Origin of the sequence: Tardibacter chloracetimidivorans, from assembly GCF_001890385.1 — a bacterium.
GTDB lineage: Bacteria > Pseudomonadota > Alphaproteobacteria > Sphingomonadales > Sphingomonadaceae > Tardibacter > Tardibacter chloracetimidivorans.
In genome coordinates, this window is the sequence record NZ_CP018221.1 from 1,306,880 (window position 1) to 1,329,793 (window position 22,914).

The following is a 22,914-nucleotide window of genomic DNA, read 5'->3' on the forward strand; positions in this document are numbered from 1 at the left end:
TAGAGCCCCCCACCCGGCTTGGCAAGCCGGATCAGGGGAAATGACGTGAGCGACGGCGTTTTTCCGCGAAGCGCCGCCGCTTGTCCGGCTTCAGATATTCTCCGCAACCTCTGCGAGCTGATCGGCGACGGCGCTCCAGCCCTGTTCAAAGCCCATTTCCTGATGCTGCTTCATGGCCGCTTCGTCCCAATGCCGGGCGATCCCCCGGTAGCGCGTGCCTTCGCCTTCGGGCTCGAAGCTGAAAACACCGAGGATGAAGGGCTTCTTCGGTATCCAGCCCTTGGCGAAGGCGTCTGTGAACACGACCTTGCGTTCCGGGATCGCCTCAAGAATGACGCCTTCTTCGGCGTGGACCTGCCCTTCCGGACCGCGCATCTCGATGCAGCTTCGCCCGCCGGGGCGCAGGTCGAACTCAATGATTTTGGACGTCCACGGCTTTGGACACCACCAGTCCTCCAGCCTTTCCGTGAAGGCGCGCCACACCTTCGCCGGCGGAGCCGCGATGTAGCGGGTGACGGAAAGCTCATATCCGTTGGCGGCGTCGGTCATTCATTCTCTCCTGCAAAGGCTGCTTCCAGCGTCGCCACATCAAGCTTGCTCATCTTCATCATCGCCGCCGTCGCGCGGTTGGCCTGCTCGGGCGTGCCGGTCTTGTGCATCTGAATGAGCGCGCGCGGGAAGACCTGCCACGAAACGCCGAAGCGGTCCTTCAGCCACCCGCACGGGCCGGGCTGGCCGCCATCGGCCAGCAGAGCGTCCCAATAATGGTCTATTTCCGCCTGATCCGCGCAATCGACCGTCATGGAGATCGCCTCGGAAAAGGGGAATTGCGGCCCGCCGTTCAGCCCCATGAACGGCCTGCCGTCCAGCGTGAACTCGACGATCATCACCGAACCGGGCGGGAAAGGCGCGGGCGTTCCTTCGGGATAATAGCTTGTGTCCCCAACCGATGAGTTGGGGAAAATGCCGGTGTAGAACCGGGCCGCTTCTTCCGCCTGGTCGTTGAACCAGAGGCAGGTGCCGATGACAGCCATGGATCAGCCCTCCTTCGACCGGTCGACGATCGGAACAAAGCCGCCATAGAACATGCGCTTGCCGTCAAAGGGCATGGAATCCGGTCCCATGTTCGCCAGACGCGGGTCCGCCATCGCCGCCTTGTTGCCTGCGTCCCGCGCTTCCTTCGACGGCCAGATGATCCAGGAGAAGACGACATTTTCGTCCTCCTTCGCCTTCACGGCCATGAAGAAATCGGTCTCCTTGCCCTTGGGGAGATCGTCACCCCAGCACTCCACCACATGCAGCGCACCATGATCGAGGAAGACCGGCGCGGCCGCTTCTGCGACTTTGCGATAATCTTCCTTCTTGTCGGCGGGCACCGGAATGACGAATCCGTCCACATAAGCCATCGGTTCTCTCCTTCGCTAAGGTCTGCCATACTTCACTGCGGCTGCGCGCCGCACATGGCGTCCTGCGCCGCCGCCTTCAGTTCCTCCTCGCTCATCGGGCCGCGCAGCGGCGTCGCGATCGACCAGAGGTGTCCGAACGGGTCTTCGACCTGCCCGTAACGATCGCCCCAGAACATGTCCTGTGGCGGCATCTTCAGCTCCGCGCCCGCCGTCACGGCCTTATCGACGAAGGCGTCGACATCAGGCACCGTCAGGTGGATCACCACGGGAGTTCCGCCCAGCTTTTTCGGCGACAAGGTGCCATGTTCCGGCATTTCATCGACCAGCATCACCATTGCGCCGTTGATCAGCACCGCGCCGTGCATCAACCGGCCGTCGGGACCGGGGATCCGCATCATCTCGGTTGCGCCGAACGCCTTCTTGTAGAACTCTATCGCATCCGCTGCGCCCGAGCAGACGATGTGCGGAGCAAGCGGGAAGCCGCCTTCCGGCAGCTGTGCATTCTCGGTCGTCATTGCCTCTTCTCCTTGCTTGGCCGGGTGTTGAACAGCAGTTCGAAATAGCGGCGCAAATGGGCGATGCTGTCGATCGCAATGGCGGCATCGTCCTTGCCCTTGGCGAGAATGAACGCGCCTTGCAGCACCGCCTGCGTGTGGAGTGCCAGACTCTTTGCATCCATTTCGGTTGCGAGGCCGCGGGCCTCGATCGCCTCGGCGAGATCGGCCTCCAGCGTTTCAGCATGGCCGGAGATGCTTTCAAAGCAGGCGTCGCGGATCGCGGGGTTGGTGAGGAAGGTCTCCTGCGCCATTGTCCCCACCAGACATGTGAACTCCGCCACCTCTCCCGCCACCAGCTCGCGGCGAAAATCCAGATAGGCCATGACCCGATCCAGCGGATCGCGGTGCCGGTGATATGGTGCGGACGCGAACAGCGCGCCGGTGACCTCAGACCAATGCCGCGCAGCCTGAACCGCCACATCCTCCTTGCTTTTGAAATGATGGAAGAACGCGCCCTTGGTGACGCCGGCAGCGGCGCAAAGCTCGTCCACCGTGGTGGCGTGATAGCCCTTTTCGCGGATCACGCGCAGCGCCACGTCCAGCAGGCGGATGCGGGCGTTCCCGCTTTTGGCTGTGGCTTCACGACTCGACATGGCCGGACCATACCAACTGGTCGGTATGGCTGTAAAGAGCTGATGGCGATGAAAGGCCATGCAGCGAGGCTGGGCTGCTGTTATGACGGCGCCATGACCGATCTTCACAGCTTTACCGCCGACGCCCGGGACACACGCCGGGCGATGTTGCTGGGACTGAAATCCCGCTGCCCTAGTTGCGGCGAGGCAAGGCTGTTCGCGCGCTATCTGAAGCCGGTCGATGCATGCCCGGCCTGCGGGCAGGACTGGACGCACCAGCGGGCAGACGACCTGCCCGCCTATCTGGTGATACTCTTTCTCGGCCATCTGATCGTGCCGCTGGTGGTGGAGGTGAACCGCTGGGTCGCGCCGTCCGCGACCTTCCAGATGGTGCTATGGCCTTCGCTTACGGCCATTCTGGCGCTGCTGCTGCTCCAGCCTGTGAAGGGCGCCGTGATCGGCCTGCAATGGGCGAAATACATGCACGGCTTTGGCGCGCCGAAAGCCGGGACCCACCGGAGCGATTAGGCGTGATGGTTGCGGGGTGGGCCAGGGTAGAAGACGGAACTTCAATCCCTGCGGCACATCATGGCAATGCTTTCTGTAGAAGCCCTGTGGCTTCGGCTCCTGAGTTGGCTGCCAGCATGGAATCCAAACCACTCACGCGCGAGCCGTGATTTTCGATTTCCGTGTCAGTGCGTCGATTTGCACACCAAATCAGTAATTATTGCTGCTGCGCGGTCCAGGCTTGCGGTCGAAATCTCCCCCAGGGCTTCACGCGCGCCCTTCTGTTGCGCATCTTTGTAGGCAGAGTGCTTCTGCTTGCTGATCTCCAATGCGTGGAAAAAATCGGTTGGTGTGAATGTTACATCCCCGAACCTGCAATGTGCGTAGTCAGGGCTTTGCCGATAGTCGACTCTTTCAGGTAAAATGAAAACACATGGCCTCGGCTCGTAAATAAATTCGTAAACCTGGCTACTTACGTCGCCTACATATATATCAGCAGATCGCGTATACGTCATGTCAAATAAACGATCACTTGTTAGATCAGCCAATATGTTTTCGTCTTCGGACAACGATCTTATGAAACATATGTCTTCTCTCGAAAGACGTTCCACGATCCGAATGTGTGGAGCGAAAATCAAATTGAACTTATCTTGAGATTTAAAGTAGGAAATAATATCTTTTCCATATTTCCACCATGAAGACAGTTTTTCGTCGAAATGAGGGTTGTAAATCACAGTGTCTCGATTGTTATCGAAGAGCTTGGGTAAATTCGGACTGATTTTGTGAACCGCAGCGGCCTTGATATAGCCCGACACGCTGCATGTGGAAGCAGTGACGACCCCCTCCTTGATCATTCGGTCTTTATCTTTTTCGCCTGCCACGATGACATGATCAAATAGCTTGATACGCGGTTCGAAACCTTTCGCTCTATCGCCAGCGCCATGGGGAATATGAATTAAAAAGGGTTTAGGACCAGGAATTCGTTTCAATAACGTCGAGGTTCGCTCTGCCACGACGAGGGCAGACAAAGATCGGAAGCGCTTCCTGTGACTGAGCAGGATGGGCACCTTTAGATCGGCCCATTTCGCGTTTAGTTTCCCAACAAATCCTAGCCACGAAGGTAGCTTAAGCGTAATAACCTGAACGTTGGCTTTGCCTAGTTTGGACAAAAGGCTCCGACAGGCCGACGCTTCCTCCTCCGACGTGACGAATACTAAAGCTTCGATACCGGAGGATAATGATGCGGCGGCTGGCACCAAGTGAAGAATATGATGCATGCCTCCTAAAAGAAGGAATCCAACGGTCTTCTTCGCTGCGCTTGCCCGCCCGATGCCGGGTTGATTCCTCGCCACGTAACTCCCGCCTTTCCAACCGGCCCGGCGCTTATGATCATTGCTGACTTTTGTATAGAGTTTCCACTGGAAATGCTGCGCCTGATGCTGGAAGAACATCGGCCTCCTGCCTCTAAACAAAAAAGGGAGGCCGAAGCCTCCCTTTCCTATCCGATTGAACGGCTGACCTGGATCAGTCCTTGTCGCCCGTCAGGAACGCCGGCGCGAACTCCGGATCGGGGCCTTCGTCCTTGCCGCCTTCCTCACGGCTGCCGCGCTCGCTACGCTCGCGGCGCGGGCCACGATCACGGTCGCCACGGTCGCGACGACGATCGCCGTCACGTCCCCCGCCACCGCTACCGCCACGGCCGCCGCGATCACCCCTGTCGCCGCGATCCCCGCGCGGTTCGCGCTCCTCGCGCGGCGGGCGGGTGTCGGGCAGTTCCTCGCCCGTCTCCTGATCGACGAGGCGCATCGACAGGCGCACCTTGCCGCGATCGTCGATGCCAAGCACCTTCACCTTTACTTCCTGCCCTTCGGTGAGGACTTCGGAAACCTTGGCGACGCGCTCGTTCTTGATTTCGGAGATGTGGACGAGGCCGTCACGCGCACCCATGAAGTTCACGAATGCGCCGAAATCGACCATCGACACGACCTTGCCCGTGTAGACCGCGCCCACTTCCGGCTCGGCGACGATGCCGTGAATCCAGTTACGGGCGGCTTCGATCTGCGTCAGGTCGGACGACGAGATCTTGATCAGGCCTTCGTCGTCGATATCCACTTTCGCGCCTGTGGTGGCGACGATCTCGCGGATCACCTTGCCTCCGGTGCCGATCACTTCGCGGATCTTGTCCTTGGGGATCTGCATCGTCTCGATGCGCGGCGCATGCGCCGACATTTCCTGACGGGTGCCCGCAAGCGCCTTGCTCATCTCGCCGAGGATGTGTGCGCGGCCCTCGTTCGCCTGCGCCAGGGCGACCTTCATGATCTCTTCGGTGATACCGGCGATCTTGATGTCCATCTGGAGCGAGGTGATGCCCACCTCGGTGCCTGCAACCTTGAAGTCCATGTCGCCGAGGTGATCCTCGTCGCCAAGGATGTCGGAGATGACGGCATAGTCCTTGCCTTCAAGGATAAGGCCCATGGCGATGCCCGACACCGGACGCTTCAGCGGAACGCCCGCGTCCATCATCGACAGCGAGCCGCCGCACACCGTCGCCATGGACGAGGAGCCGTTGGACTCGGTGATGTCCGACAGCACGCGGATCGTGTAGGGGAACTCCTCTGCCGTCGGCAGCACCGGGCGCAGCGCGCGCCACGCAAGCTTGCCATGGCCCACTTCGCGGCGGCCCGGCGCGCCGAAGCGGCCGACCTCGCCCACCGAATAGGGCGGGAAGTTGTAGTGCAGCAGGAAGCGCTCATATGATAGGCCGTTAAGGCCGTCGATCATCTGCTCGGCGTCCTTCGTGCCAAGCGTGGTGGTGCAGATCGCCTGCGTCTCGCCGCGCGTGAACACGGCCGAGCCATGCGTGCGGGGCAGGAACTGCACCACCGCGTCGATCGGACGGATCTGCGTGGTGTTGCGCCCGTCGATCCGCCTGCCGTCCTTCAGAATGGCGGTGCGGACGATTTCGGCTTCCAGCTTCTTGACCAGCTTCATTGCGGCCATCTGGTCCTGCGGGCTTTCAGAGGCGAACGCCTCCTTGGCCTTGGCGCGCGCCGCGTTCAGTGCATCGGACCGCGCCGACTTGTTGGTCAGCTTGTAGGCGGCGGCGATGTCCTTGCCGATCAGCTTCTCAAGCTTCTTCTTGGCGGCCGACAGATCGGCCTGGGGAGCCATTTCCCACGGCTCCTTGGCGGCCTTTTCGGCAAGCTTGATGATCGCGTCGATCACCGGCTGGCATTCGCGATGGGCGAACATCACGGCGCCCAGCATCACCTCTTCCGACAGCTCATTGGCTTCGGATTCGACCATCATCACGGCGTCGTGCGTGCCGGCGACGACCAGATCGAGATCGCCTTCCTTCACCTGGTCGTTGGTCGGGTTCAGCACATAATCGCCGTCGACATAGCCGACCCGCGCCGCTGCGATCGGCCCCATGAAGGGCACGCCGGACAGGGTGAGAGCGGCGGAAGCCGCCACCATCGCCACCATGTCGGGCTCGCATTCGCCGTCATAGCTCAGCACCTGGGCGATGACGTTGATCTCGTTGTAGAAACCTTCCGGAAACAGCGGACGCACCGGCCGGTCGATCAGCCGCGAAACCAGCGTTTCCTTTTCGGTCGCGCCACGTTCGCGCTTGAAAAAGCCGCCCGGAATGCGCCCGGCGGCCGAATATTTTTCCTGATAATGAACGGTAAGGGGGAAGAAATCCTGCCCTTCCTTCACGCTCTTGGCGGCGGTTACGGCGCAAAGCACCACGGTTTCACCATAGGTGGCGATAACCGCACCGTCGGCCTGACGGGCAATGCGGCCCGTCTCCAGGGTCAGCTTCCTGCCGCCCCACATCACTTCCTGGCTTTGTATATCAAACATCTGGCTAGCTGCCTTTTCCATGCCGGCAGCCCTATCGCCGCCAGCTTTCCTTCAGACAGGGCAGGCGCACCGCACTCTGCCCCGGATGCAAAACGGCCCCCTTTCGGGGGCCGTCCGCATTACTTGCGAAGACCCAGCTTCGCGATAAGTTCGTTGTAGCGGTTCGCATCCTTGCGCTTGAGATAATCAAGCAGGCTGCGGCGCTTGTTGACCAGCATCAGCAGGCCGCGGCGCGAGTGATTGTCCTTCGCGTGGGTCTTGAAATGCTCGGTCAGATTGACGATGCGCTCGGTCAGGATCGCGACCTGGACCTCGGGGCTGCCGGTGTCACCCTCGGCGCGGGCATTGTCGGAAATGATTTCGGATTTACGTTCAGCGGTCACCGACATCGTTCACTCCTTAAATCTCAAAGGTTGAAGCCGCGAACCACCCGGACCCCGTGCCCGGAAACCTCCACCAGTGCGACCGGAACAGATCCGTCGGTCGCGACATGAAGGCCATGGTTTGCAGCGATCCCGACCAACTGCTGCCCCTTGCGGAGCCGCCCTGCCTGATCGGGACTGAGGGCAAGAGCCGGGATGTCGTCCAGCCCTGCCATCATCGGCAAGAGTATCTGTTCAAGCGCGCGGCCTTGCCCGATTTCCTCCAGCCTGTCCAGCGGAATCGCCCCTTCCAGGGTGAACGGCCCTGCCCCTGTACGCCGCAGCATCGTCACATGGCCAACCGCGCCAAGCGCATGTGCAATGTCGCGCGCCAGGCTGCGAACATAGGTGCCCTTGGAGCAACGGACCGAGAGGGTGATTGCGTCCAATCGGCCCGTTCGCTCGGGACGAACGGAAAGATCATATATGGAAATGGTCCGCGCCTCCAACGCCACCGACTCCCCCGCCCGCGCGAGGTCATAGGCGCGGCGGCCATCCACCTTCAGTGCCGAAAAGGCGGGCGGCATCTGCTCGATCGGCCCGGTGAAGCGCGGCAGAACTGCTTCCACATCGGCCAGGGTGGGGCGGACGTCCGATGCCGCGACGATGCGTCCCTCGGCGTCCAGCGTATCCGTCTCCGCTCCGAAGCCTATGGTGAAATCATAGGATTTGTCGCCGTTCAGCAGCCGGCCGGTCAGCTTCGTCGCCTCGCCCAGGGCGATCGGCAGAACGCCCGTCGCAAGCGGATCGAGCGTCCCGCCATGCCCCAGCTTCAGACGGCCATAGTCGTTCTGGCGCAGGATGCGCTTTACCGCGCCCACCGCCTGCGAGGAGCTGATCCCGATGGGCTTGTCGAGGATGATCCATCCGTTCATGCCCGGCGTTCAACGTCCCTGAATGGAAGCCGGGCGCACCCGGCGGCGGGCCTCAGCCCTCCCCCTCACCCAGATCGCGGGCCACGCGCGGGTTTCTGAGAAGCGTATCGATATGCGTGCCTTCGTCGAAGCTTTCATCCGCCAAGAACTTGAGCTTCGCCGCGTATTTCACCTTCACCCGATGCGCCACTTCGCGCTGGAGATAGGCGGTGTTGGTCCTCAGCGCCTTCAGCACCGCTTCCTCGTCCTTGCCGAGCAGCGGCTTCACGAAGACGGTGGCGTGGCGCAGGTCCGGCGACATGCGGACTTCGGTGACGGACACCATATGGCTGGCAAGCGTGTCGTCATGCACCTCGCCCCGCGTCAATATGTCCGACAGGGCGTGGCGCACCTGCTCGCCCACCCGCAGCAGGCGAACCGACCGGCCTTCTTCTTCATGGCTGTGGCGCATCGCCCCTATCCATCATCCGTCGTCACGCCCGCCAAAGCGGGGATGCCGATCTCAAAGCGTCCGCGCGCGTTCCTCGATCTCGAACGTCTCGATCACGTCACCGACCTTGATGTCGTGCGAGTTCTCAAGCCCGATGCCGCATTCCAGACCGGCGCGCACTTCGTTGACGTCGTCCTTGAAGCGCCGCAGCGATGCGATCGACCCGGTGTAGATGATGACATCGTCCCGCATGACCCGCGCCTTGAGGTTGCGCCGGATCTGGCCTTCCACCACCAGCACGCCCGCCGCCTTGCCATGCTTTCCGGCCTGGAAGACTTCGCGCACTTCGGCCCGGCCGACGACATTTTCGAGCAGCTCGGGACCAAGCTGGCCCGCCATGGCCGCCCGGATTTCGTCGATCAGATCATAGATGATGTCGTAATATTTCAGCGCCACGCCATCGCGGTTGGCGATCTCGCGCGCCTTGGCGTTGGCGCGAACGCCAAAGCCGATGATCGGCGCTTTCGATGCGGCCGCCAGCGTCACGTCCGATTCCGTGATGCCGCCGACGCCCGAATGCAGGACGCGGGCGCGTATCTCGTCGGTCGAGATCTTGTTCACCGCGCTGACAATCGCCTCGACGGAACCCTGCACATCGGCCTTGATGACCAGCGGGAACTCCTTCACGGCATTGGCCTTCAGCGCCGAGAACATCGTCTCGAGGTTGGCCGGAGCCTGGGTCGTCCGCTTGCGCTGGGCGACGGACTGGCGATAGGCCGCGACTTCGCGCGCACGGGCCTCGCTTTCGACGACCGACAGGGGATCGCCCGCGCCGGGCACACCCGATAGGCCAAGCACCTCGACCGGGACCGAAGGCCCCGCCTCTTTCACCTGGCGTCCCTTGTCGTCGATCAGCGCGCGGACCTTGCCGCTTTCCGCGCCCACGACGAAGATGTCGCCCACACGCAGCGTTCCACGGCCGACCAGCACAGTGGCCACGGGGCCGCGTCCCTTGTCCAGCTTGGCTTCTACAACCGTGCCTTCGGCCGGACGTTCCGGATTGGCCTTCAGCTCCAGCAGCTCGGCCTGGAGCAGGATCTTGTCCGTCAGGTCGTCAAGGCCCAGCTTCTTCAGCGCGGAAACCTCGACGTCCTGCACGTCGCCGCCCATCTGCTCGACCTGCACGTCATACTGCAGCAGCACCTCACGTATCTTCTGCGGATTCGCGCCCGGCTTGTCGATCTTGTTGATGGCGACGATCATCGGCACGCCCGCCGCCTTGGTGTGGTTGATCGCCTCGATCGTCTGCGGCATCAGCCCGTCGTCGGCCGCGACCACGAGCACCACGATATCGGTGATGTTCGCGCCGCGCGCGCGCATTTCGGTGAAGGCCTCGTGGCCGGGCGTGTCCAGCAGGGTGATCTTGTCGCCCGATTTCAGCGTTACCTGATAGGCGCCGATATGCTGGGTGATGCCGCCCGCTTCGCCTGCGACGACATCGGTGCCGCGCAAGGCGTCGAGCAGCGACGTCTTGCCGTGATCGACATGGCCCATGATCGTGACCACCGGCGGACGCGGCTGCAGATCGGCCTCGGCGTCGGCATCGCCGACCACGCCGATCTCGATGTCGGATTCAGCGATACGGCGGATATTGTGGCCGAACTCCGTCACCAGCAGTTCCGCCGTGTCCTGGTCGATCGTCTGGTTGACGGTGACGGGCATGCCCATCTTGAACAGCGCCTTCACCAAATCCGCGCCGCGTTCGGCCATACGGTTGGCCAGTTCCTGAACGGTGATCGCCTCGGGCACGTTGACGTCGCGCACCTGTTTGACCTGCGGCTGCCCGCCCATGTGCGACCGCTTGTCCTTTTCGCGGGCACGCTTCAGCGCGGCAAGCGAGCGGGCGCGGGCGCCCTCGCCATCGTCCAGCGCGCGGGTGACGGTCAGCTTGCCGGACTGGCGGCGATCGTCGGTGCGGGGACGCGCGGGCTTGGGCGCTTCCGGACGGCGGGCGGCCGGAGCCGCGCCGGGGCGACGCACCGCAGGACGCTCATCGTCCATGTCCGCGGCCGCTGGCGCACCGCGACCTTGCGCCGGAGCTTCGACGACGTTCGCCTCGGGCGCGGCGGCGGCCTCCTGCGGCTCTGCCTCCGTTTCGCCGGCGGTGCGGGCCTGTTCTTCGGCGCGACGGTTTTCCTCGGCCCGGCGGCGCTCCTCGTCCTGATTGCGGTTGCGCTCCAGATCCTCGCGGCGGCGCGCTTCCTCAAGCGCCCGCATGCGCGCCTCTTCGGCTTCGCGCAGCAGCTTCGCCTGAAGCTCCTGGCGGGAGAGCAGGTCGTTGCGCGGAGGCTGCGGCGCGCGCTGGGGGGGCGCCGGGCGCTTTGGCGCGGCCGGAGCCGGGGCTGGCGCAGCGGCGGTAGCCGGAGCGGTATCGGCCTCCACGGGCGCGGGAGTGCTGGCGACTGGCTGCGGCGCTTCGACCTCGACAACCTGGCTGTCGGTCTCGGCCGCTCCGCCCTCGCCGGGCTTTCCGATCACGCGGCGGCGCTTCACCTCGACCACAACCGATTTGGACCGGCCATGGCTGAAGCTCTGCTTGACCTTGCCCGTTTCCACGGTCCGCTTGATACCGAGCGGCGCCCGCATGCCGAGCTTAGGCTTGTTGTCGTCGTTCATCCGTTACCAACGCCTTCATAGTGTTTCGACGGGCGATGAGCCTTGCGAACCGGATTCGCAAGCCACTGCCCGTTTGTTCAATCCCGAATAGGCGCGCCAGCGCAAAAGCACCGTCGCCACTCGATCCGCCGCCGCCTTTTCGACGATGGCGGCGTGTACCACATTCTCCCGGCCAAGGGCCAAGGACAATTCGGCACGACCGGCAGGAAGCTCTATACCTGTTTCGCCGCGCGCCGCAAACAACCTGCCGTCCAGCTTGCGCCGCCCATCCTCGGCGGCGTCGGCCGCGTGAATCAGGAGCCGGGCACGGCCGGCCGCGATCGCGTCGCTGATCCGGTCGGACCCGGTGACGAGCGTGCCGCCGCGCGCCTCAAGGCCCAGCCTGTCCAGCACCTGCCGCTGCAATGCGTTGGCGATCCGGTCGGGCAGGTCATCCGGCCAGCCGATATCGCCGCTCTTGAAAGCGCGCGAGAGCGCACCCTTCAACTTGTGCTTCGAGATCGCGTTTTCAAGGGCCGCGCGATCGGGAGCAAGCCACGCGCCACGGCCCGGCGCGCGCGCCGCCGCATCGGGCAGCACGAGGCCGTCGGGCGAAAGCGCCAGCCGGATCAGCCGGCCGCGTTCATCCCGTTCACCGCTGAGGATGCAGCGCCGTATGGGCTCATTGGGAGGCATCCGCTGACGCGTCCTCCCCATTGCCCTCATCTTCGAACCAGTGCGCGCGCGCGGCCATGATGATGCGGTTGCCTTCTTCTTCCGACAGGCCGAACTCGGCAAGCACGCCGCCACGGGCGGCTTCGTCGTCGGGCGCGGTTTCCTTGCCACGGCGGCGCTCGCCGCTGCGCTTCCTGGCGATCAGCTCGTCGGTCGATAGATCGGCAAGGTCGTCCAGCGTCTTGATGCCGGCCTTGCCAAGCACCACCAGCATCGGCTCGGTCAGCCCCTCGATTTCGGCAAGCGCGTCTTCGACGCCCAGTTCCCGACGCTCGTCGCGGGCGGCCTGTTCGCGGCGGTCCAGCCCCTCCTGCGCGCGGCTCTGAAGCTCGGCGGCCAGCTCCTCGTCGAACCCTTCGATCTGGGCAAGTTCCTCGGCCTCCACATAGGCCACTTCCTCAAGCTCCGAAAAGCCTTCGGCGACCAGCAACTGCGCGAGGGTTTCGTCCACGTCGAGTTCCTTCTGGAACATCTCGGAACGCTCGACGAACTCCTTCTGCCGCTTCTCGCTTTCGTCGGCCTCGGTCATGATGTCGATCTGCGAGCCGGAAAGCTGGCTGGCGAGGCGCACATTCTGGCCGCGCCGCCCGATCGCGAGCGAAAGCTGGTCATCGGGCACCACCACCTCGATCCGGCCTTCCTCCTCGTCGATCACCACCTTGGCGACCTCTGCGGGCTGGAGCGCGTTGACGACAAAGGTCGCAAGGTCGGGCGACCAGGGAATGATGTCGATCTTCTCGCCCTGAAGCTCCTGCACCACCGCCTGCACGCGGCTGCCCTTCATGCCAACGCACGCGCCGACCGGGTCGATCGATCCGTCGTGCGAGATGACGCCGATCTTCGCGCGGCTGCCGGGATCGCGGGCCACGGCCTTGATCTCGATGATGCCGTCGTAGATTTCGGGCACTTCCTGCGCGAACAGCTTCTTCATGAACTCGCCGTGCGCGCGGCTGAGGAAGATCTGCGGGCCGCGGCTTTCGCGGCGCACGCTGGAAATGATCGCGCGCACCCGGTCGCCGACACGCAGCACCTCGCGCGGGATCTGCTGGTCGCGGCGGATCACGCCTTCCGCCCGGCCCAGGTCGACGACGACATGGCCGAACTCCACCCGCTTCACCACGCCGGTGATGATCTCGTTCACGCGGTCCTTGAACTCTTCATATTGCCGCTCGCGCTCGGCGTCGCGGACCTTCTGGAAGATCACCTGCTTGGCGGCCTGGGCAGCAATGCGGCCGAACTCGATCGGCGGCAGCGGATCGACGATGAAGTCGCCGATCGCGGCGTCGGCCTGCTTCTTCTGCGCGTCCTTGAGGCTGATCTGCTTGAAATAATCGTCGGCCTGGTCGACCACTTCCAGCACCCGCCACAGCCGCATGTCGCCGCTCTTGGGGTCGATCTTCGCGCGAATGTCGTTCTCGGCGCCATAGCGCGAGCGGGCGGCGCGCTGGATCGCGTCCTCCATCGCCTCGATCACGATGTCGCGGTCGATCAGCTTTTCACGCGCGACCGCATCTGCAATCGCAAGCAGCTCGGCCTTGTTGGCGGAAATTGCTGTGGCCATGTTTCGGCTATCCTTCCATCTGAATTCGATCGGCGCCGTCCGTGGAAAGCGGAGCAGTCGCTGCAATAAGGTCGTCAGTCAACAAAAGCTTTGCGTGGTCTATGGCGGCAAGCGGCAGTGTCACCGCGCCCAGTTTCGACACATCGGTCAACAGCACATTGCCGTCGTCCACGCCGCCAAGCCTGCCCTCGAACTGCTTGCGCCCGTCGCGCGGCTCCAGCAGGCGGACGCGCGCGACATGGCCCTTCCAGTCGTCATAATCCTGCGGCCGTGTCAGCGGCCTGTCGATGCCGGGCGAGCTTACTTCCAGCCGGTATTCGTGTTCGATCGGGTCCGCCTCGTCCAGCAGGTCCGAGAGGCGGCGGCTGATCTTCTCGCAATCGTCGATCCCGAGCTGCCGGGTGTCGGCGCGTTCGGCCATGACCTGCAGGGTCGGGTCGCTCGTCCCGCCGAACATCGCGACACGCACGACCGCATAGCCCAGGGCTTCCACCTCGGGTGCAATCAGAGCAGTCAGCTTTGCGGTGTCCGTCATCCGAATCCTTGTCGAGGACATGCAGTTTCGCCCGCCGGACCCTTTCGGACCCGACCTCGGCAGGTATGAACATGTCGAGAGAGGAACTTCATATACGCTGCGCCGAAGCATAGTACAAGCGCAACCGTTCGCCATGTTAGGCATTTACCCCGCATTCCGGCCAAAGAGGACAACACCAGCATGCGCTCTGCCACGATCGTTCTAGGTGCGTTGCTCTGCGCCTGTTCCTCCCAGCCTGCTCCCGCCGCCACCGAACCGCCCTTCACCGCGACGCCGGTCGCCACCTTCGACGAGCCCTGGGCGATGACCTTCCTGCCCGACGGACGGCTGCTGGTGACGGAAAAGGCCGGGCGGTTGCTGATCGTCACCCGCGACGGCAAGAAATCAGCGCCGCTAAGCGGTACTCCCAAGGTCCATTACGCGGGGCAGGCCGGGCTGATGGATGTCGCCCTCCACCCCGATTTCGCCAATAACAGGATCGTCTATCTCAGCTATTCCGAACCCGGCGAAGGCGGCACGAGCGGCACCGCGCTCGCACGCGCGACGCTGACGGAAACGGCGCTTGAAAATCTTCAGGTGATCTGGCGGCAGGAACCGAAAGTGACCGGCAACGGCCATTATTCCGGACGCATCGCATTTTCGCCGGACGGATACATGTTCGTTACCTCGGGCGACCGGCAGAAGATGGAACCGGCTCAGGACATGAACCAGAATCTGGGCAAGGTCGTCCGCCTGACGGACACCGGCATGATCCCGTCCACCAATCCCTATTACGATCAGGGCCGCATCAAGGCGCAGATATGGTCTCTGGGGCACCGCAATCTGCTGGGCATCGCCTTAGACAAGGCCGGCAACCTCTGGACGCATGAAATTGGGCCGCGCGGCGGCGACGAGTTCAATCTCGTCAGGAAAGGCGAAAACTACGGCTGGCCGAAGGTTTCCGAAGGGCGGCACTATGGCGGGACGCCGATACCGGCCCATTTGACCGATCCGAAGTTCATACCGCCCAAAGTCAGCTGGACGCCCGTGATCTCGCCCGCCGGACTCATCATCTATTCCGGTGACCTCTTCCCTGAATGGAAAGGCAGCGCCCTGATCGGCGGCCTGTCGTCGGAAGCGCTGGTGCGAGTCGCCATCGACGGCCAGTCTGCAAGGGAGGCCGAACGCTTCGAGATGGGCCGCCGCATCCGGGAGGTGGAGCAAGGCCCGGATGGAGCGGTCTGGCTGCTGGAGGACGACGCGGGCGGACGGTTGCTGAAGCTGACGCCCTCGCAATAGCTTTTCCCGCTCAATCCTCGTGCCGGTGCCAGCGATGATCCTCGACGACGGTGATCGCCATCGGCTGGTCGTCCTCATCCAGCGCAGGCCTGAAGCGGTATCGGCGCTCGATCGCGCGGCATGTGGCCTCGTCAAGACGCGCGTTGCCGCTCGATTGCTCGATGCCGCAGTCCGTCGCGCGACCGTTGGTCTGGACGGTGAAGCGAACGGTCATCTGCTCGCCCAGCCCGGCATCCCCCACGTCGCGGGGAATATCGGAATCCCTCAACCGCCCGCGCAACCATCGCGGCGGGGTGAACCCGCCCTCGCCTTCGCCGCCGCCGCCCCTGCCCGCGCCCTCCCCCCGGCGCCGGTCCCCGGCCCCGGTGTCTCGGCTGCGCCAGCGATCGGCGCATCGCCCGTCCCGGCAATGGGCGGAGCGACGATCGGCAATGGAACGGGGGGAAGGATGATTGGAGGCGGCGCTGCGATTTCCATCGGTTCCGCCTCGATATTGGGCGGGGCGGCTTCGTCTTTTGGCTTGTCGGCCCCGGCGCGGCTGGGCTCCGGCCGTTCGGCGGCGGGCGGCGGCGGCTCCGCGACTTCAAAGACCTTGATGGCCTCCCCTTCCGTACTCAGAAAAGGCAGCGCAAGCTGGCTCAACAGCACATAGCCGAACATCGCCTGTATGGCCCCGGCGGCAAGTGCGGCCTTGATCCGATCCCTAGTCCGCGCGTCCAGCCTGTTCATGGCCGTCATCCTGAGAGAACGGACGGGAAGCTAGCTCGTTGCAGATGAACCCGTGATTTCCCGATCCGGAGCCGTGTCTCGGGATGGGGAAAGGAAGCTCTTTGCAAGGCCGTGATATAGCCGTTCCTTGCACACCAGCCGCGCCGATCCGTCCGCTATGATCGCGGCAGTGAAGAGCGGCAGGATCAGACCCCTGCTTGCGGTGGTCTCGCTGACGATGATCACTGCGGTCAGCGGCGCGCGCACGACTCCTGTGAAATAGGCGATCATGCCCAGAAGCACCACCGCGCCGCCCGGGTCCTCGGGAAACAGTTCGCTCAGCCAGCTTCCAAAGCCTGCGCCCGTCGCAAGTGAAGGCGCGAAGATTCCGCCGGGGATGCCCGACAAGGCCGTCGCAAGCGTGGCAATGAACTTCGCGAGGCCGAACCAGGGCGATGCCTGATCGCCCTCAATCAGCGCTCGCGCTGCCTCATAGCCCGTTCCCCAGCTGTTGCCGCTCGCCAGCCCGACCAAGGCGACGACCGCCCCGCATCCGAGCGCCCACAGGACCGGGCTTGTCCTTGCCCAGGGGCGCCAGAGGCCGCCCCTTCGCGTCACATCCAGCACCAGGCGCGAGAACAGCCCGCCCGCCAGCCCGCCGAGCACACCGGCGACGGGCGCGATCACCATCACCGATGACAGCGACAGCGTATCGTGCATCGCGCCGAAATAGACATAGTCCCCCGCAATGCCGAGGCTCACCATGCCCGAGATCAGGACCGCGCTCATCACAAGCAGCGTCATTCGCTGCTCATAGGCAGAGGCAAGCTCTTCTATGGCGAAGGCGACTCCCGCCAGCGGCGTGTTGAACGCAGCCGCGACACCGGCCGCGCCCCCGGCGACCAGCACGGAACTGCGCACCGGCAGTTTCAGCATTTGATGGACGCGCGTCATGATCGCGGCGGAGACCTGAACGGTCGGCCCTTCGCGGCCCGCCGATCCGCCGACCAGAAGCGCCGCGCAGGTCAGCAAAGGCTTGAGAAACGCCACTTTCAGCGAGATCAGGCGGTGCGATGACCTTGCGGGCTGCTTCATGGCCGCAATCACCTGTGGAATGCCCGAACCCCGCGCCTCGGGGCCAAGTTTCAGGGTGATCCAGGCGATCAGCGCATAGCCTGCCGGAGTGATAATGGCGGGAAGCCAGGGATTGATCGCCAGCAATCCGGCAAAGCCCTCTGAGGCCCTGTCGGCAAGCCATGCGAAGGCAAGCGCGGCAAACCCGAGCAGCAATGCGCCCGCGCCGATCGCCAGCCGTCGCCGCCACAGCAGATTGTGAAGCAGGTGTCGCCGGGCCAGAACCGACACCCATCGGATGGCGTACCCGATCGTCAAATCCGCAAATACCTGAAGTACCAGACCTCATGCCCCAGCCGCCGGGCCTTCGCCTCATAGCGTGTCTGCGGCCAGTCGGCGGGACGGTCCTGGAAATCGGCGGCTGTTTCCGCCAGCCAGCGAAAATCCGTGCGCCTGCCCATCTGCATCATCGTCCAGCGGCAATAGACGGGGTGATCGGTGCCGACGCGAAACTCGCCGCCTTGCCTCAGCTTGGCCGCGATCATGTCCAGCGGGCCGGGGTTCATGAAGCGGCGCTTGGCGTGTCGCGCCTTGGGCCATGGATCGGGATGGAGCAGATAGACACGCTCCAGCGAACCGTCCGGCAGCCGTTCCAGCACGTCCAGCGCATCGCCCATGTGGATGCGGACGTTGAACAGCCCTCCGTCGCGGATATGCCCAAGCGCCGCCACGACGCCGTTCAGAAAGGGTTCGCAGCCGATGAAGCCATGGCCGGGATGCGCCTTTGCCTGCGCGGCCATATGCTCACCGCCGCCAAAGCCGATCTCGAACTGCATCGGACGCCCGCTGCCGAACAGGTGCTCAGCAGTCAGAGCGCCTTCCTCCGGCACGGCCACCCGGGGGAGCAGTTCCTCCACCAGCGCGGCCTGTCCCTGCCGCAGGGCATGGCCCTGACGGCGGCCGTAGAGACGCCGCGTGAAGGCCGGATCGACATTGGGACTGGCTGACATGGGCGCGGTCCTAGCGGCAGACGGCGGGGCCGCCAAGAACGCCCGGCAAATTATCTGTTGGGGCGGCAGGCCTTGCCTTCATATTGATGCCGGTGGATCGCATATTCCTTGCCGTTCCACCGGACCACGGGGAAGCAGAAGCCCGGACCGCCGATCGAGATGTCCGGCCAGCCGCCCGCGCCCTTGGTCGCGAGGAACTCCGGTATACCCTGACCCCCGTCCATCATCCGCCAGCCTCCGTTCGGCTGCTTGCTGAGAAGGGCATAGCCCTGCCCGGTCATACCATAGCAATAGGTGCCATAGCTGGTGACCACCGCTTCCGGCCGCCCGTCGCCGTTCAGATCCTTGTAGAGATCGATCGTCGCGGGTTCCGGCGATGGCGCGTCGGCGCAGCCAAGCCACTTGCCGCCACGCAGCACAGCGCCGCCCGCCTTGAAGATGGCGGCCCGCTCGGCGGGCGAGATGACTGGAACACGGGCAGTCTGGGCGAACCCCTCGCCACCGACAAAGGAGAGCAATGCAACGACGGCGATTGTCCGGACCATGGCCTTTTCCCCTGCACCATTAACCATGATGAATATGCGTGAAGCCACACCGCCTGACAATCTGCGTTGCAATGGAAAGATAACCCTCTCCGCCCGTAGATGAGACATGTATAGTTCGCATCCACATGCGGGTTGGAGGAACATGATGCAAAGCTGTAGGGCCGCGTTGATATTGCTGTGCCTGTCGACCGCTGTCCCGGCTATCGCGCAGCAACAGGAACAACCGGAGAAACCGCGACAGGTGAGGTCCGTGGTGATCTATGGCGACGACCCTTGTCCGGAAGGCAAGGAAGGCGAAATCATCGTCTGCGCCCGCAAGCCGGAAAGCGAGCGCTACCGAGTGCCCGAGGAGGTTCGCAAGGCGCCGCAGCCGCCCCCCGAGGGGCGGTCATGGAAGGAGCGCGCCGACATTGTGGAGGAATCTACCCAGGCCACGCGCCCCAACAGCTGCTCCACCGTGGGCGCAGGCGGCCAGACAGGCTGCACGACCGAGATGCTGAAACAGTGGAGGGCCGAACAGCGCGCCAGACGGCAGGAAGCGGAGGGTGCCGCTTCCCCGCCTTGACGTGAGTCTAGATCGACTGCTTCAGCGCATCCACCAGATCGGTTCGCTCCCAGCTGAAGAAATCGCCGTTCGCCTCGCGGCCGAAGTGGCCATAGCTTGCCGTGGGCTGATAGATCGGCTTGTTCAGCCCCAGATGGGTGCGGATGCCCTTTGGCGTAAGCCGCAGAAGCTTCGGCAGCACCGCCTCAAGCCGCGCTTCGTCTACCGTGCCGGTGCCGTGCGTATCGACATAGAGCGACAGCGGCTCGGCGATGCCGATCGCATAGCTGAGCTGGATCGTGCACTTCTTGGCAAGCCCGGCCGCGACGATGTTTTTGGCCATGTAGCGGCTGATATAAGCGGCTGAACGATCCACCTTGGTCGGGTCTTTGCCCGAAAACGCGCCGCCGCCGTGCGGGGCGGCCCCGCCATAGGTGTCGACGATGATCTTGCGGCCGGTCAGCCCCGCGTCGCCGTCGGGACCGCCGATCTCGAACAGGCCCGTCGGATTGACGAAGGTCGCTTCGTCGGCGGGCAGCCAGCCATCGGGCAGCACATCGGCGAACACACCCTTCACATAATCGCGCAGCTTCCTCTGATCCGCACCGACCGCGTGCTGGGTGGAAACGACCAGCGCCGTCGCCCTCACCGGCATCCCGTTCTCATAGGCGAGCGTCACCTGGCTCTTGGCGTCCGGCTCCAGGAAATCGACGTGCCTGCCGTGGCGGTCCGCGGCCATGCGCTCAAGGATGCGATGGGAGTAATAAAGCGTCGCCGGCATCAGGCCGGGCGTCTCGTCGCAGGCAAAGCCGAACATGATGCCCTGGTCGCCCGCGCCTTCGTCCTTGTTGCCGCTTTCATCCACGCCCTGCGCGATATGGGCCGACTGGCCGTGGAGATAATTCTCGAACGCAAAACTTTCCCAGTGAAAGCCCTTTTGCTCATAGCCGATGCGCTTGACGGTGGCGCGCACCGCCTTTTCAATCTCTTCCAGCGCGCCCGGGGCCCAGCCGGATTTATTGTCATAGACGCCCTTGCACCGGATTTCGCCGGCAAGGACCACCCGCTGTGTCGTGGTGAGAGCCTCGCAGGCAACCCGGGCTTCGGGGTCTTTCGACAGGAAAAGGTCCACCACCGCGTCTGAAATCTGGTCGGAAACCTTGTCCGGATGACCTTCGGAAACCGATTCAGACGTGAAGAGATAGTTGCTGCGAGCCATTCGGCGGTCCTCTGAAAACTAATGACACGGCGATTTTGGAGCCGCACCCATAGCCAAGCGGCCCGCCGCTCGCAAGACATATAACCATGTCTTTATGTGGGAATGCTCCTGCGCCGGCGCGGCCGCAAGGCCATGAGAACAAGCATCAGACCGAAGGCCGCGCTCGTCCACTCCCCTGCCCGCGCGAACAATGTGGGCGGGTCTGGAAGCGGCATCTGCGCGTCGATCACGCCGGCCGTCCGGTGGGGCAACGACGCTCTCACCCTTCCTTGCGGATCGATCACGGCCGAGATGCCGGTGGGTGTCGCGCGGGCGACCGGCAACCCTTCCTCAATCGCCCTGAGGCGCGCCTGCGTTAGATGCTGGGGCGGCCCCCAGCTTCCGAACCAGGCGTCGTTCGAGGCGTTGAAGAGAAAGTCGGGGCGGTGACGCGGGTCGACCACCCGGCCGGGAAAGATGATTTCATAGCAGATCTGGATTCCGGCCGATCCGAACCCCGGCAGGGCAAGCGAGCGCGGCCCCGGTCCAGCGAGAAAATCGAGATCGCCGGGAGCCAGCCGCGACAGCCCGATGGCCGAAAGCAGCGGCCGCATCGGCAGATATTCGCCATAGGGGACCAGATGCGCCTTGTCATAGCGCGCCACCAGGCGGCCGCCCGCGTCCATCACGAACAGCGAATTGCGGGCCGCCTCCACCTCGCCCTTGTCGTCCCAGACCAGCGAGATTCCGCCCGTCAGCAGCAGGTCGCGCGGGCCGAGCAGTCGCGCAAGCCGCGCCCGGGCGGCGGGCTCTTCCTCCAGATAGGCGCGCACCGATGCTTCCGGCCACATCAGCAGCCGGGGCGAGCCATCAGGCGCGCCTGACAGTTCGGCAAAGCGGCGGGCGATCGCTTCACCGCTCGCCTCGTCCCATTTCTCCTCCTGCCCGATATTGGGCTGGACGATCCGCACCCGCGCCCCCTCCGGCGCGGCGGGCGTCGACATCACCCACAGACCGGCCAGACCGATCAGCATCAGCACGACCGCGACGCCGCCAGCGCCACGCCAGTTCCGGTTCGCCAGCAGCATCGGCAGACCCGCAGCCAATATCGCCAGACCGGAAAGCCCCAGCGCGCCGATCCAGCGCGCGGATTGCGCGACGGGCAACAGCGGCGTCCAGACCGCGCCCAGCGGGTTCCACGCAAAACCGGTGAAAAGATAGCCCCTCAGCCATTCCGTCAGCATCCAGGCGGCGGCGAACAACAGCGTGAAGCGAAATACATCGCCGCGGCCGAACCGCCAGGCCAGCCCCGTTGCCACGGCCGGATAGATGGCGAGAAACAGCGACAGCAGCAGCACCGCCACCCAGCCGAGCCAAACCGGCATCGCCGCCTGATAGGTAAAGGATGTCGCGATCCAGTTCAGCCCAAGCGTGAAATGCCCGAGGCCGAACCACCAGCCGAGCGCGAGCGCGCCCCACCGACTTTGCGCAGCGTGCGCCATCATCATGAACAGCGCAATGACCGCCAGCGTCAGCGGCCACAGGTTCAGCGGCTGGAACCCTGTCGCCGAGACAAGGCCAAGCGCCAGCGCCACCGCACGGCCGCGCCAGCCATCAAGGGAAGGGAGAGGCAAGCTGCCGATGATCACATCCGCGTGATGCAGTGAAGGCCGCATGGTGTAAAGCGACAGCGCCCGCTTCAGGCAAAGACCTCGTCGAAAAAGGCGCGCATTTCGGTCCAGGAGCGGCGGTGCGCCCCCGCATCATATCGGGCGACCTCCGGCCTGCCGAGCCTCGCGGCGTTCTTGTTGGTGAAGCTGTGCACCACACCGCCATAAAGATGCATCCGCCAGTCCACTCCGCCGTCGCGCATCTCACGTTCAAAGTCGGCACGCTGCTCGGGAGGAATACCGGGATCGTCCGCGCCCAGGCAGACCAGCACCTTGCCCTTGATGTTTCTGGCGTCCTGCGGCCGGGCGGTCGCAAGGCCGCTGTGAAAGCCGACGACGCCGCGCACATCCGCGCCGCTTCGCGCCAGTTCCAGCGCCACGGTGCCGCCGAAGCAGAATCCGATCGCTCCGATCCTGCCGGAGTCCACTTCCGCTCGCGCGCGCAGTGCCTTGAGGCCACCCTCGGCGCGCGCGCGCGTGCGAAGCGGATCTTTCTGCATCGGCTCCAGCAGGCCCATGACCGTAGCGAGATCGTCATAAAGCTTCGCCTCGCCGTGCAGGTCGCAGGCGAGCGCCGCATAGCCAAGTTCCGCCAGCCGCTCGGCATGGGTCTTTGCGTTCTCGCCCAGACCAAAGGCCTCGGGGAATACCAGCACGCCCGGACGGGGACCCGCTTTGTCTTCATCGAGATAAAGAAGGCTCTCCATCGCGAGACCGTCGGCTTCATAGCTGATGGTTTCGACTTTCATGGCCTGCTCTCCTGAT

General features: G+C 64.0%; 25 protein-coding genes. 3 read left to right on the forward strand and 22 right to left on the reverse strand.

Annotated features, from left to right (window positions below; genetic code table 11):
- Nucleotides 1–90 precede the first annotated feature (90 nt).
- From BSL82_RS06790 to BSL82_RS06810, 5 genes are read right to left on the reverse strand one after another with little or no spacing between them, the layout of a single operon-like run.
- Complete coding sequence (locus tag BSL82_RS06790) at nt 91–549, reverse strand: SRPBCC family protein (RefSeq protein ID WP_072596601.1); 459 nt, start codon at nt 547–549, stop codon at nt 91–93.
- Nucleotides 546–1,034 carry a VOC family protein gene (locus tag BSL82_RS06795; RefSeq protein WP_072596602.1) on the reverse strand — a complete coding sequence of 163 codons (489 nt, stop codon included), beginning with the start codon at nt 1,032–1,034 and terminating at the stop codon, nt 546–548. Before BSL82_RS06795 ends, BSL82_RS06790 begins: the two co-directional genes overlap by 4 nt.
- A gap of 3 nt (nt 1,035–1,037) precedes the next feature.
- Entirely contained in the window at nt 1,038–1,406 is a 369-nt protein-coding gene (locus tag BSL82_RS06800) for a DUF1428 domain-containing protein (RefSeq protein ID WP_072596603.1), read from the reverse strand.
- Nucleotides 1,407–1,438: 32 nt separating this feature from the next.
- On the reverse strand, nt 1,439–1,921 hold the full coding sequence (locus BSL82_RS06805) for a VOC family protein (RefSeq protein ID WP_072596604.1): 483 nt from the start codon (nt 1,919–1,921) through the stop codon (nt 1,439–1,441).
- Entirely contained in the window at nt 1,918–2,556 is a 639-nt protein-coding gene (locus BSL82_RS06810; RefSeq protein WP_072596605.1) for a TetR/AcrR family transcriptional regulator, read from the reverse strand. The genes BSL82_RS06805 and BSL82_RS06810 overlap by 4 nt, the downstream gene beginning before the upstream one ends.
- A gap of 93 nt (nt 2,557–2,649) precedes the next feature.
- Here BSL82_RS06810 and BSL82_RS06815 point away from each other — a divergent pair, with 93 nt between their 5' ends.
- Nucleotides 2,650–3,063 (forward strand): DUF983 domain-containing protein, encoded by a 414-nt coding sequence (locus BSL82_RS06815; protein WP_072598648.1) that lies wholly within the window; start codon nt 2,650–2,652, stop codon nt 3,061–3,063.
- A gap of 164 nt (nt 3,064–3,227) precedes the next feature.
- Here BSL82_RS06815 and BSL82_RS06820 read toward each other — a convergent pair whose 3' ends face one another.
- From BSL82_RS06820 to rimP, 9 genes are all read right to left on the reverse strand, one after another.
- A complete protein-coding gene (locus BSL82_RS06820) occupies nt 3,228–4,493 on the reverse strand; it encodes a CDP-glycerol glycerophosphotransferase family protein (protein WP_072596606.1) in 1,266 nt (421 codons plus the stop codon).
- 73 nt (nt 4,494–4,566) lie between these two features.
- Nucleotides 4,567–6,909 (reverse strand): polyribonucleotide nucleotidyltransferase, encoded by a 2,343-nt coding sequence (gene pnp, locus BSL82_RS06825; protein ID WP_072598649.1) that lies wholly within the window; start codon nt 6,907–6,909, stop codon nt 4,567–4,569.
- Nucleotides 6,910–7,028: 119 nt separating this feature from the next.
- Nucleotides 7,029–7,298: a 30S ribosomal protein S15 gene (gene rpsO, locus BSL82_RS06830; RefSeq protein ID WP_072596607.1), complete on the reverse strand. Its 270-nt coding sequence runs from the start codon at nt 7,296–7,298 to the stop codon at nt 7,029–7,031.
- 17 nt (nt 7,299–7,315) lie between these two features.
- Entirely contained in the window at nt 7,316–8,206 is an 891-nt protein-coding gene (gene truB, locus BSL82_RS06835) for a tRNA pseudouridine(55) synthase TruB (RefSeq protein WP_072596608.1), read from the reverse strand.
- Between the two features lie 52 nt (nt 8,207–8,258).
- Nucleotides 8,259–8,657: a 30S ribosome-binding factor RbfA gene (gene rbfA, locus BSL82_RS06840; RefSeq protein WP_072596609.1), complete on the reverse strand. Its 399-nt coding sequence runs from the start codon at nt 8,655–8,657 to the stop codon at nt 8,259–8,261.
- Between the two features lie 51 nt (nt 8,658–8,708).
- A complete protein-coding gene (infB, locus tag BSL82_RS06845) occupies nt 8,709–11,312 on the reverse strand; it encodes a translation initiation factor IF-2 (protein ID WP_072596610.1) in 2,604 nt (867 codons plus the stop codon).
- 15 nt (nt 11,313–11,327) lie between these two features.
- Nucleotides 11,328–11,987 (reverse strand): DUF448 domain-containing protein, encoded by a 660-nt coding sequence (locus tag BSL82_RS06850; RefSeq protein WP_072596611.1) that lies wholly within the window; start codon nt 11,985–11,987, stop codon nt 11,328–11,330.
- Nucleotides 11,974–13,587, reverse strand: coding sequence for a transcription termination factor NusA (nusA, locus tag BSL82_RS06855; protein ID WP_072596612.1), 1,614 nt, complete (start codon nt 13,585–13,587; stop codon nt 11,974–11,976). Before nusA ends, BSL82_RS06850 begins: the two co-directional genes overlap by 14 nt.
- A 7-nt stretch (nt 13,588–13,594) precedes the next feature.
- Nucleotides 13,595–14,122: a ribosome maturation protein RimP gene (gene rimP / locus BSL82_RS06860; protein ID WP_072596613.1), complete on the reverse strand. Its 528-nt coding sequence runs from the start codon at nt 14,120–14,122 to the stop codon at nt 13,595–13,597.
- 180 nt (nt 14,123–14,302) lie between these two features.
- Between rimP and BSL82_RS06865 the strand changes: the two genes are divergently transcribed.
- Nucleotides 14,303–15,400: a PQQ-dependent sugar dehydrogenase gene (locus BSL82_RS06865; RefSeq protein WP_072596614.1), complete on the forward strand. Its 1,098-nt coding sequence runs from the start codon at nt 14,303–14,305 to the stop codon at nt 15,398–15,400.
- A gap of 10 nt (nt 15,401–15,410) precedes the next feature.
- Here BSL82_RS06865 and BSL82_RS19920 read toward each other — a convergent pair whose 3' ends face one another.
- Genes BSL82_RS19920 through BSL82_RS06885 form a run of 5 tightly spaced genes read right to left on the reverse strand, consistent with a single transcriptional unit; the run spans nt 15,411 to nt 18,737 of the window.
- Nucleotides 15,411–15,668: an energy transducer TonB gene (locus tag BSL82_RS19920; RefSeq protein WP_158010734.1), complete on the reverse strand. Its 258-nt coding sequence runs from the start codon at nt 15,666–15,668 to the stop codon at nt 15,411–15,413.
- On the reverse strand, nt 15,665–16,129 hold the full coding sequence (locus BSL82_RS19925) for a hypothetical protein (RefSeq protein WP_083579086.1): 465 nt from the start codon (nt 16,127–16,129) through the stop codon (nt 15,665–15,667). The genes BSL82_RS19920 and BSL82_RS19925 overlap by 4 nt, the downstream gene beginning before the upstream one ends.
- Before the next feature lie 30 nt (nt 16,130–16,159).
- The gene (locus tag BSL82_RS06875) at nt 16,160–17,464 is read right to left on the reverse strand and encodes a chloride channel protein (protein ID WP_072598650.1); all 1,305 of its coding nucleotides are present in this window, start codon (nt 17,462–17,464) and stop codon (nt 16,160–16,162) included.
- A gap of 32 nt (nt 17,465–17,496) precedes the next feature.
- Nucleotides 17,497–18,192, reverse strand: a complete 696-nt coding sequence (gene trmB, locus BSL82_RS06880; RefSeq protein ID WP_072596615.1) for a tRNA (guanosine(46)-N7)-methyltransferase TrmB — start codon at nt 18,190–18,192, stop codon at nt 17,497–17,499.
- Nucleotides 18,193–18,242: 50 nt separating this feature from the next.
- On the reverse strand, nt 18,243–18,737 hold the full coding sequence (locus tag BSL82_RS06885; RefSeq protein WP_072596616.1) for a hypothetical protein: 495 nt from the start codon (nt 18,735–18,737) through the stop codon (nt 18,243–18,245).
- A gap of 145 nt (nt 18,738–18,882) precedes the next feature.
- On the opposite strand from BSL82_RS06885, the gene BSL82_RS06890 reads away from it, so the two are divergent.
- Complete coding sequence (locus BSL82_RS06890; RefSeq protein WP_072596617.1) at nt 18,883–19,302, forward strand: hypothetical protein; 420 nt, start codon at nt 18,883–18,885, stop codon at nt 19,300–19,302.
- A 7-nt stretch (nt 19,303–19,309) separates the two neighbouring features.
- Here the strand turns inward: BSL82_RS06890 and metK are convergent, their stop codons facing one another.
- From metK to BSL82_RS06905, 3 genes are all read right to left on the reverse strand, one after another.
- Nucleotides 19,310–20,500 carry a methionine adenosyltransferase gene (gene metK / locus BSL82_RS06895; RefSeq protein ID WP_072596618.1) on the reverse strand — a complete coding sequence of 397 codons (1,191 nt, stop codon included), beginning with the start codon at nt 20,498–20,500 and terminating at the stop codon, nt 19,310–19,312.
- A 92-nt stretch (nt 20,501–20,592) separates the two neighbouring features.
- Complete coding sequence (gene lnt, locus BSL82_RS06900; protein WP_083579088.1) at nt 20,593–22,155, reverse strand: apolipoprotein N-acyltransferase; 1,563 nt, start codon at nt 22,153–22,155, stop codon at nt 20,593–20,595.
- Nucleotides 22,156–22,178: 23 nt separating this feature from the next.
- Nucleotides 22,179–22,898 carry a dienelactone hydrolase family protein gene (locus tag BSL82_RS06905; RefSeq protein ID WP_072596619.1) on the reverse strand — a complete coding sequence of 240 codons (720 nt, stop codon included), beginning with the start codon at nt 22,896–22,898 and terminating at the stop codon, nt 22,179–22,181.
- Nucleotides 22,899–22,914 lie beyond the last annotated feature (16 nt).

Bases quoted from the DNA above. Each gene is read 5' to 3' on its own strand.
- truB (WP_072596608.1), bottom strand. From the start codon at position 8,206: ATGAACGGATGGATCATCCTCGACAAGCCCATCGGGATCAGCTCCTCG.
- BSL82_RS06815 (WP_072598648.1), top strand. From the start codon at position 2,650: ATGACCGATCTTCACAGCTTTACCGCCGACGCCCGGGACACACGCCGG.
- BSL82_RS06805 (WP_072596604.1), bottom strand. From the start codon at position 1,921: ATGACGACCGAGAATGCACAGCTGCCGGAAGGCGGCTTCCCGCTTGCT.
- BSL82_RS06885 (WP_072596616.1), bottom strand. From the start codon at position 18,737: ATGGTCCGGACAATCGCCGTCGTTGCATTGCTCTCCTTTGTCGGTGGC.
- nusA (WP_072596612.1), bottom strand. From the start codon at position 13,587: ATGGCCACAGCAATTTCCGCCAACAAGGCCGAGCTGCTTGCGATTGCA.
- BSL82_RS19925 (WP_083579086.1), bottom strand. From the start codon at position 16,129: ATGAACAGGCTGGACGCGCGGACTAGGGATCGGATCAAGGCCGCACTT.
- infB (WP_072596610.1), bottom strand. From the start codon at position 11,312: ATGAACGACGACAACAAGCCTAAGCTCGGCATGCGGGCGCCGCTCGGT.
- BSL82_RS06850 (WP_072596611.1), bottom strand. From the start codon at position 11,987: ATGCCTCCCAATGAGCCCATACGGCGCTGCATCCTCAGCGGTGAACGG.
- BSL82_RS06810 (WP_072596605.1), bottom strand. From the start codon at position 2,556: ATGTCGAGTCGTGAAGCCACAGCCAAAAGCGGGAACGCCCGCATCCGC.
- rbfA (WP_072596609.1), bottom strand. From the start codon at position 8,657: ATGCGCCACAGCCATGAAGAAGAAGGCCGGTCGGTTCGCCTGCTGCGG.
- BSL82_RS06790 (WP_072596601.1), bottom strand. From the start codon at position 549: ATGACCGACGCCGCCAACGGATATGAGCTTTCCGTCACCCGCTACATC.
- BSL82_RS06820 (WP_072596606.1), bottom strand. From the start codon at position 4,493: ATGTTCTTCCAGCATCAGGCGCAGCATTTCCAGTGGAAACTCTATACA.
- metK (WP_072596618.1), bottom strand. From the start codon at position 20,500: ATGGCTCGCAGCAACTATCTCTTCACGTCTGAATCGGTTTCCGAAGGT.
- rimP (WP_072596613.1), bottom strand. From the start codon at position 14,122: ATGACGGACACCGCAAAGCTGACTGCTCTGATTGCACCCGAGGTGGAA.
- pnp (WP_072598649.1), bottom strand. From the start codon at position 6,909: ATGTTTGATATACAAAGCCAGGAAGTGATGTGGGGCGGCAGGAAGCTG.
- lnt (WP_083579088.1), bottom strand. From the start codon at position 22,155: ATGCGGCCTTCACTGCATCACGCGGATGTGATCATCGGCAGCTTGCCT.
- BSL82_RS06865 (WP_072596614.1), top strand. From the start codon at position 14,303: ATGCGCTCTGCCACGATCGTTCTAGGTGCGTTGCTCTGCGCCTGTTCC.
- trmB (WP_072596615.1), bottom strand. From the start codon at position 18,192: ATGTCAGCCAGTCCCAATGTCGATCCGGCCTTCACGCGGCGTCTCTAC.
- BSL82_RS06800 (WP_072596603.1), bottom strand. From the start codon at position 1,406: ATGGCTTATGTGGACGGATTCGTCATTCCGGTGCCCGCCGACAAGAAG.
- rpsO (WP_072596607.1), bottom strand. From the start codon at position 7,298: ATGTCGGTGACCGCTGAACGTAAATCCGAAATCATTTCCGACAATGCC.
- BSL82_RS06795 (WP_072596602.1), bottom strand. From the start codon at position 1,034: ATGGCTGTCATCGGCACCTGCCTCTGGTTCAACGACCAGGCGGAAGAA.
- BSL82_RS06890 (WP_072596617.1), top strand. From the start codon at position 18,883: ATGCAAAGCTGTAGGGCCGCGTTGATATTGCTGTGCCTGTCGACCGCT.
- BSL82_RS06905 (WP_072596619.1), bottom strand. From the start codon at position 22,898: ATGAAAGTCGAAACCATCAGCTATGAAGCCGACGGTCTCGCGATGGAG.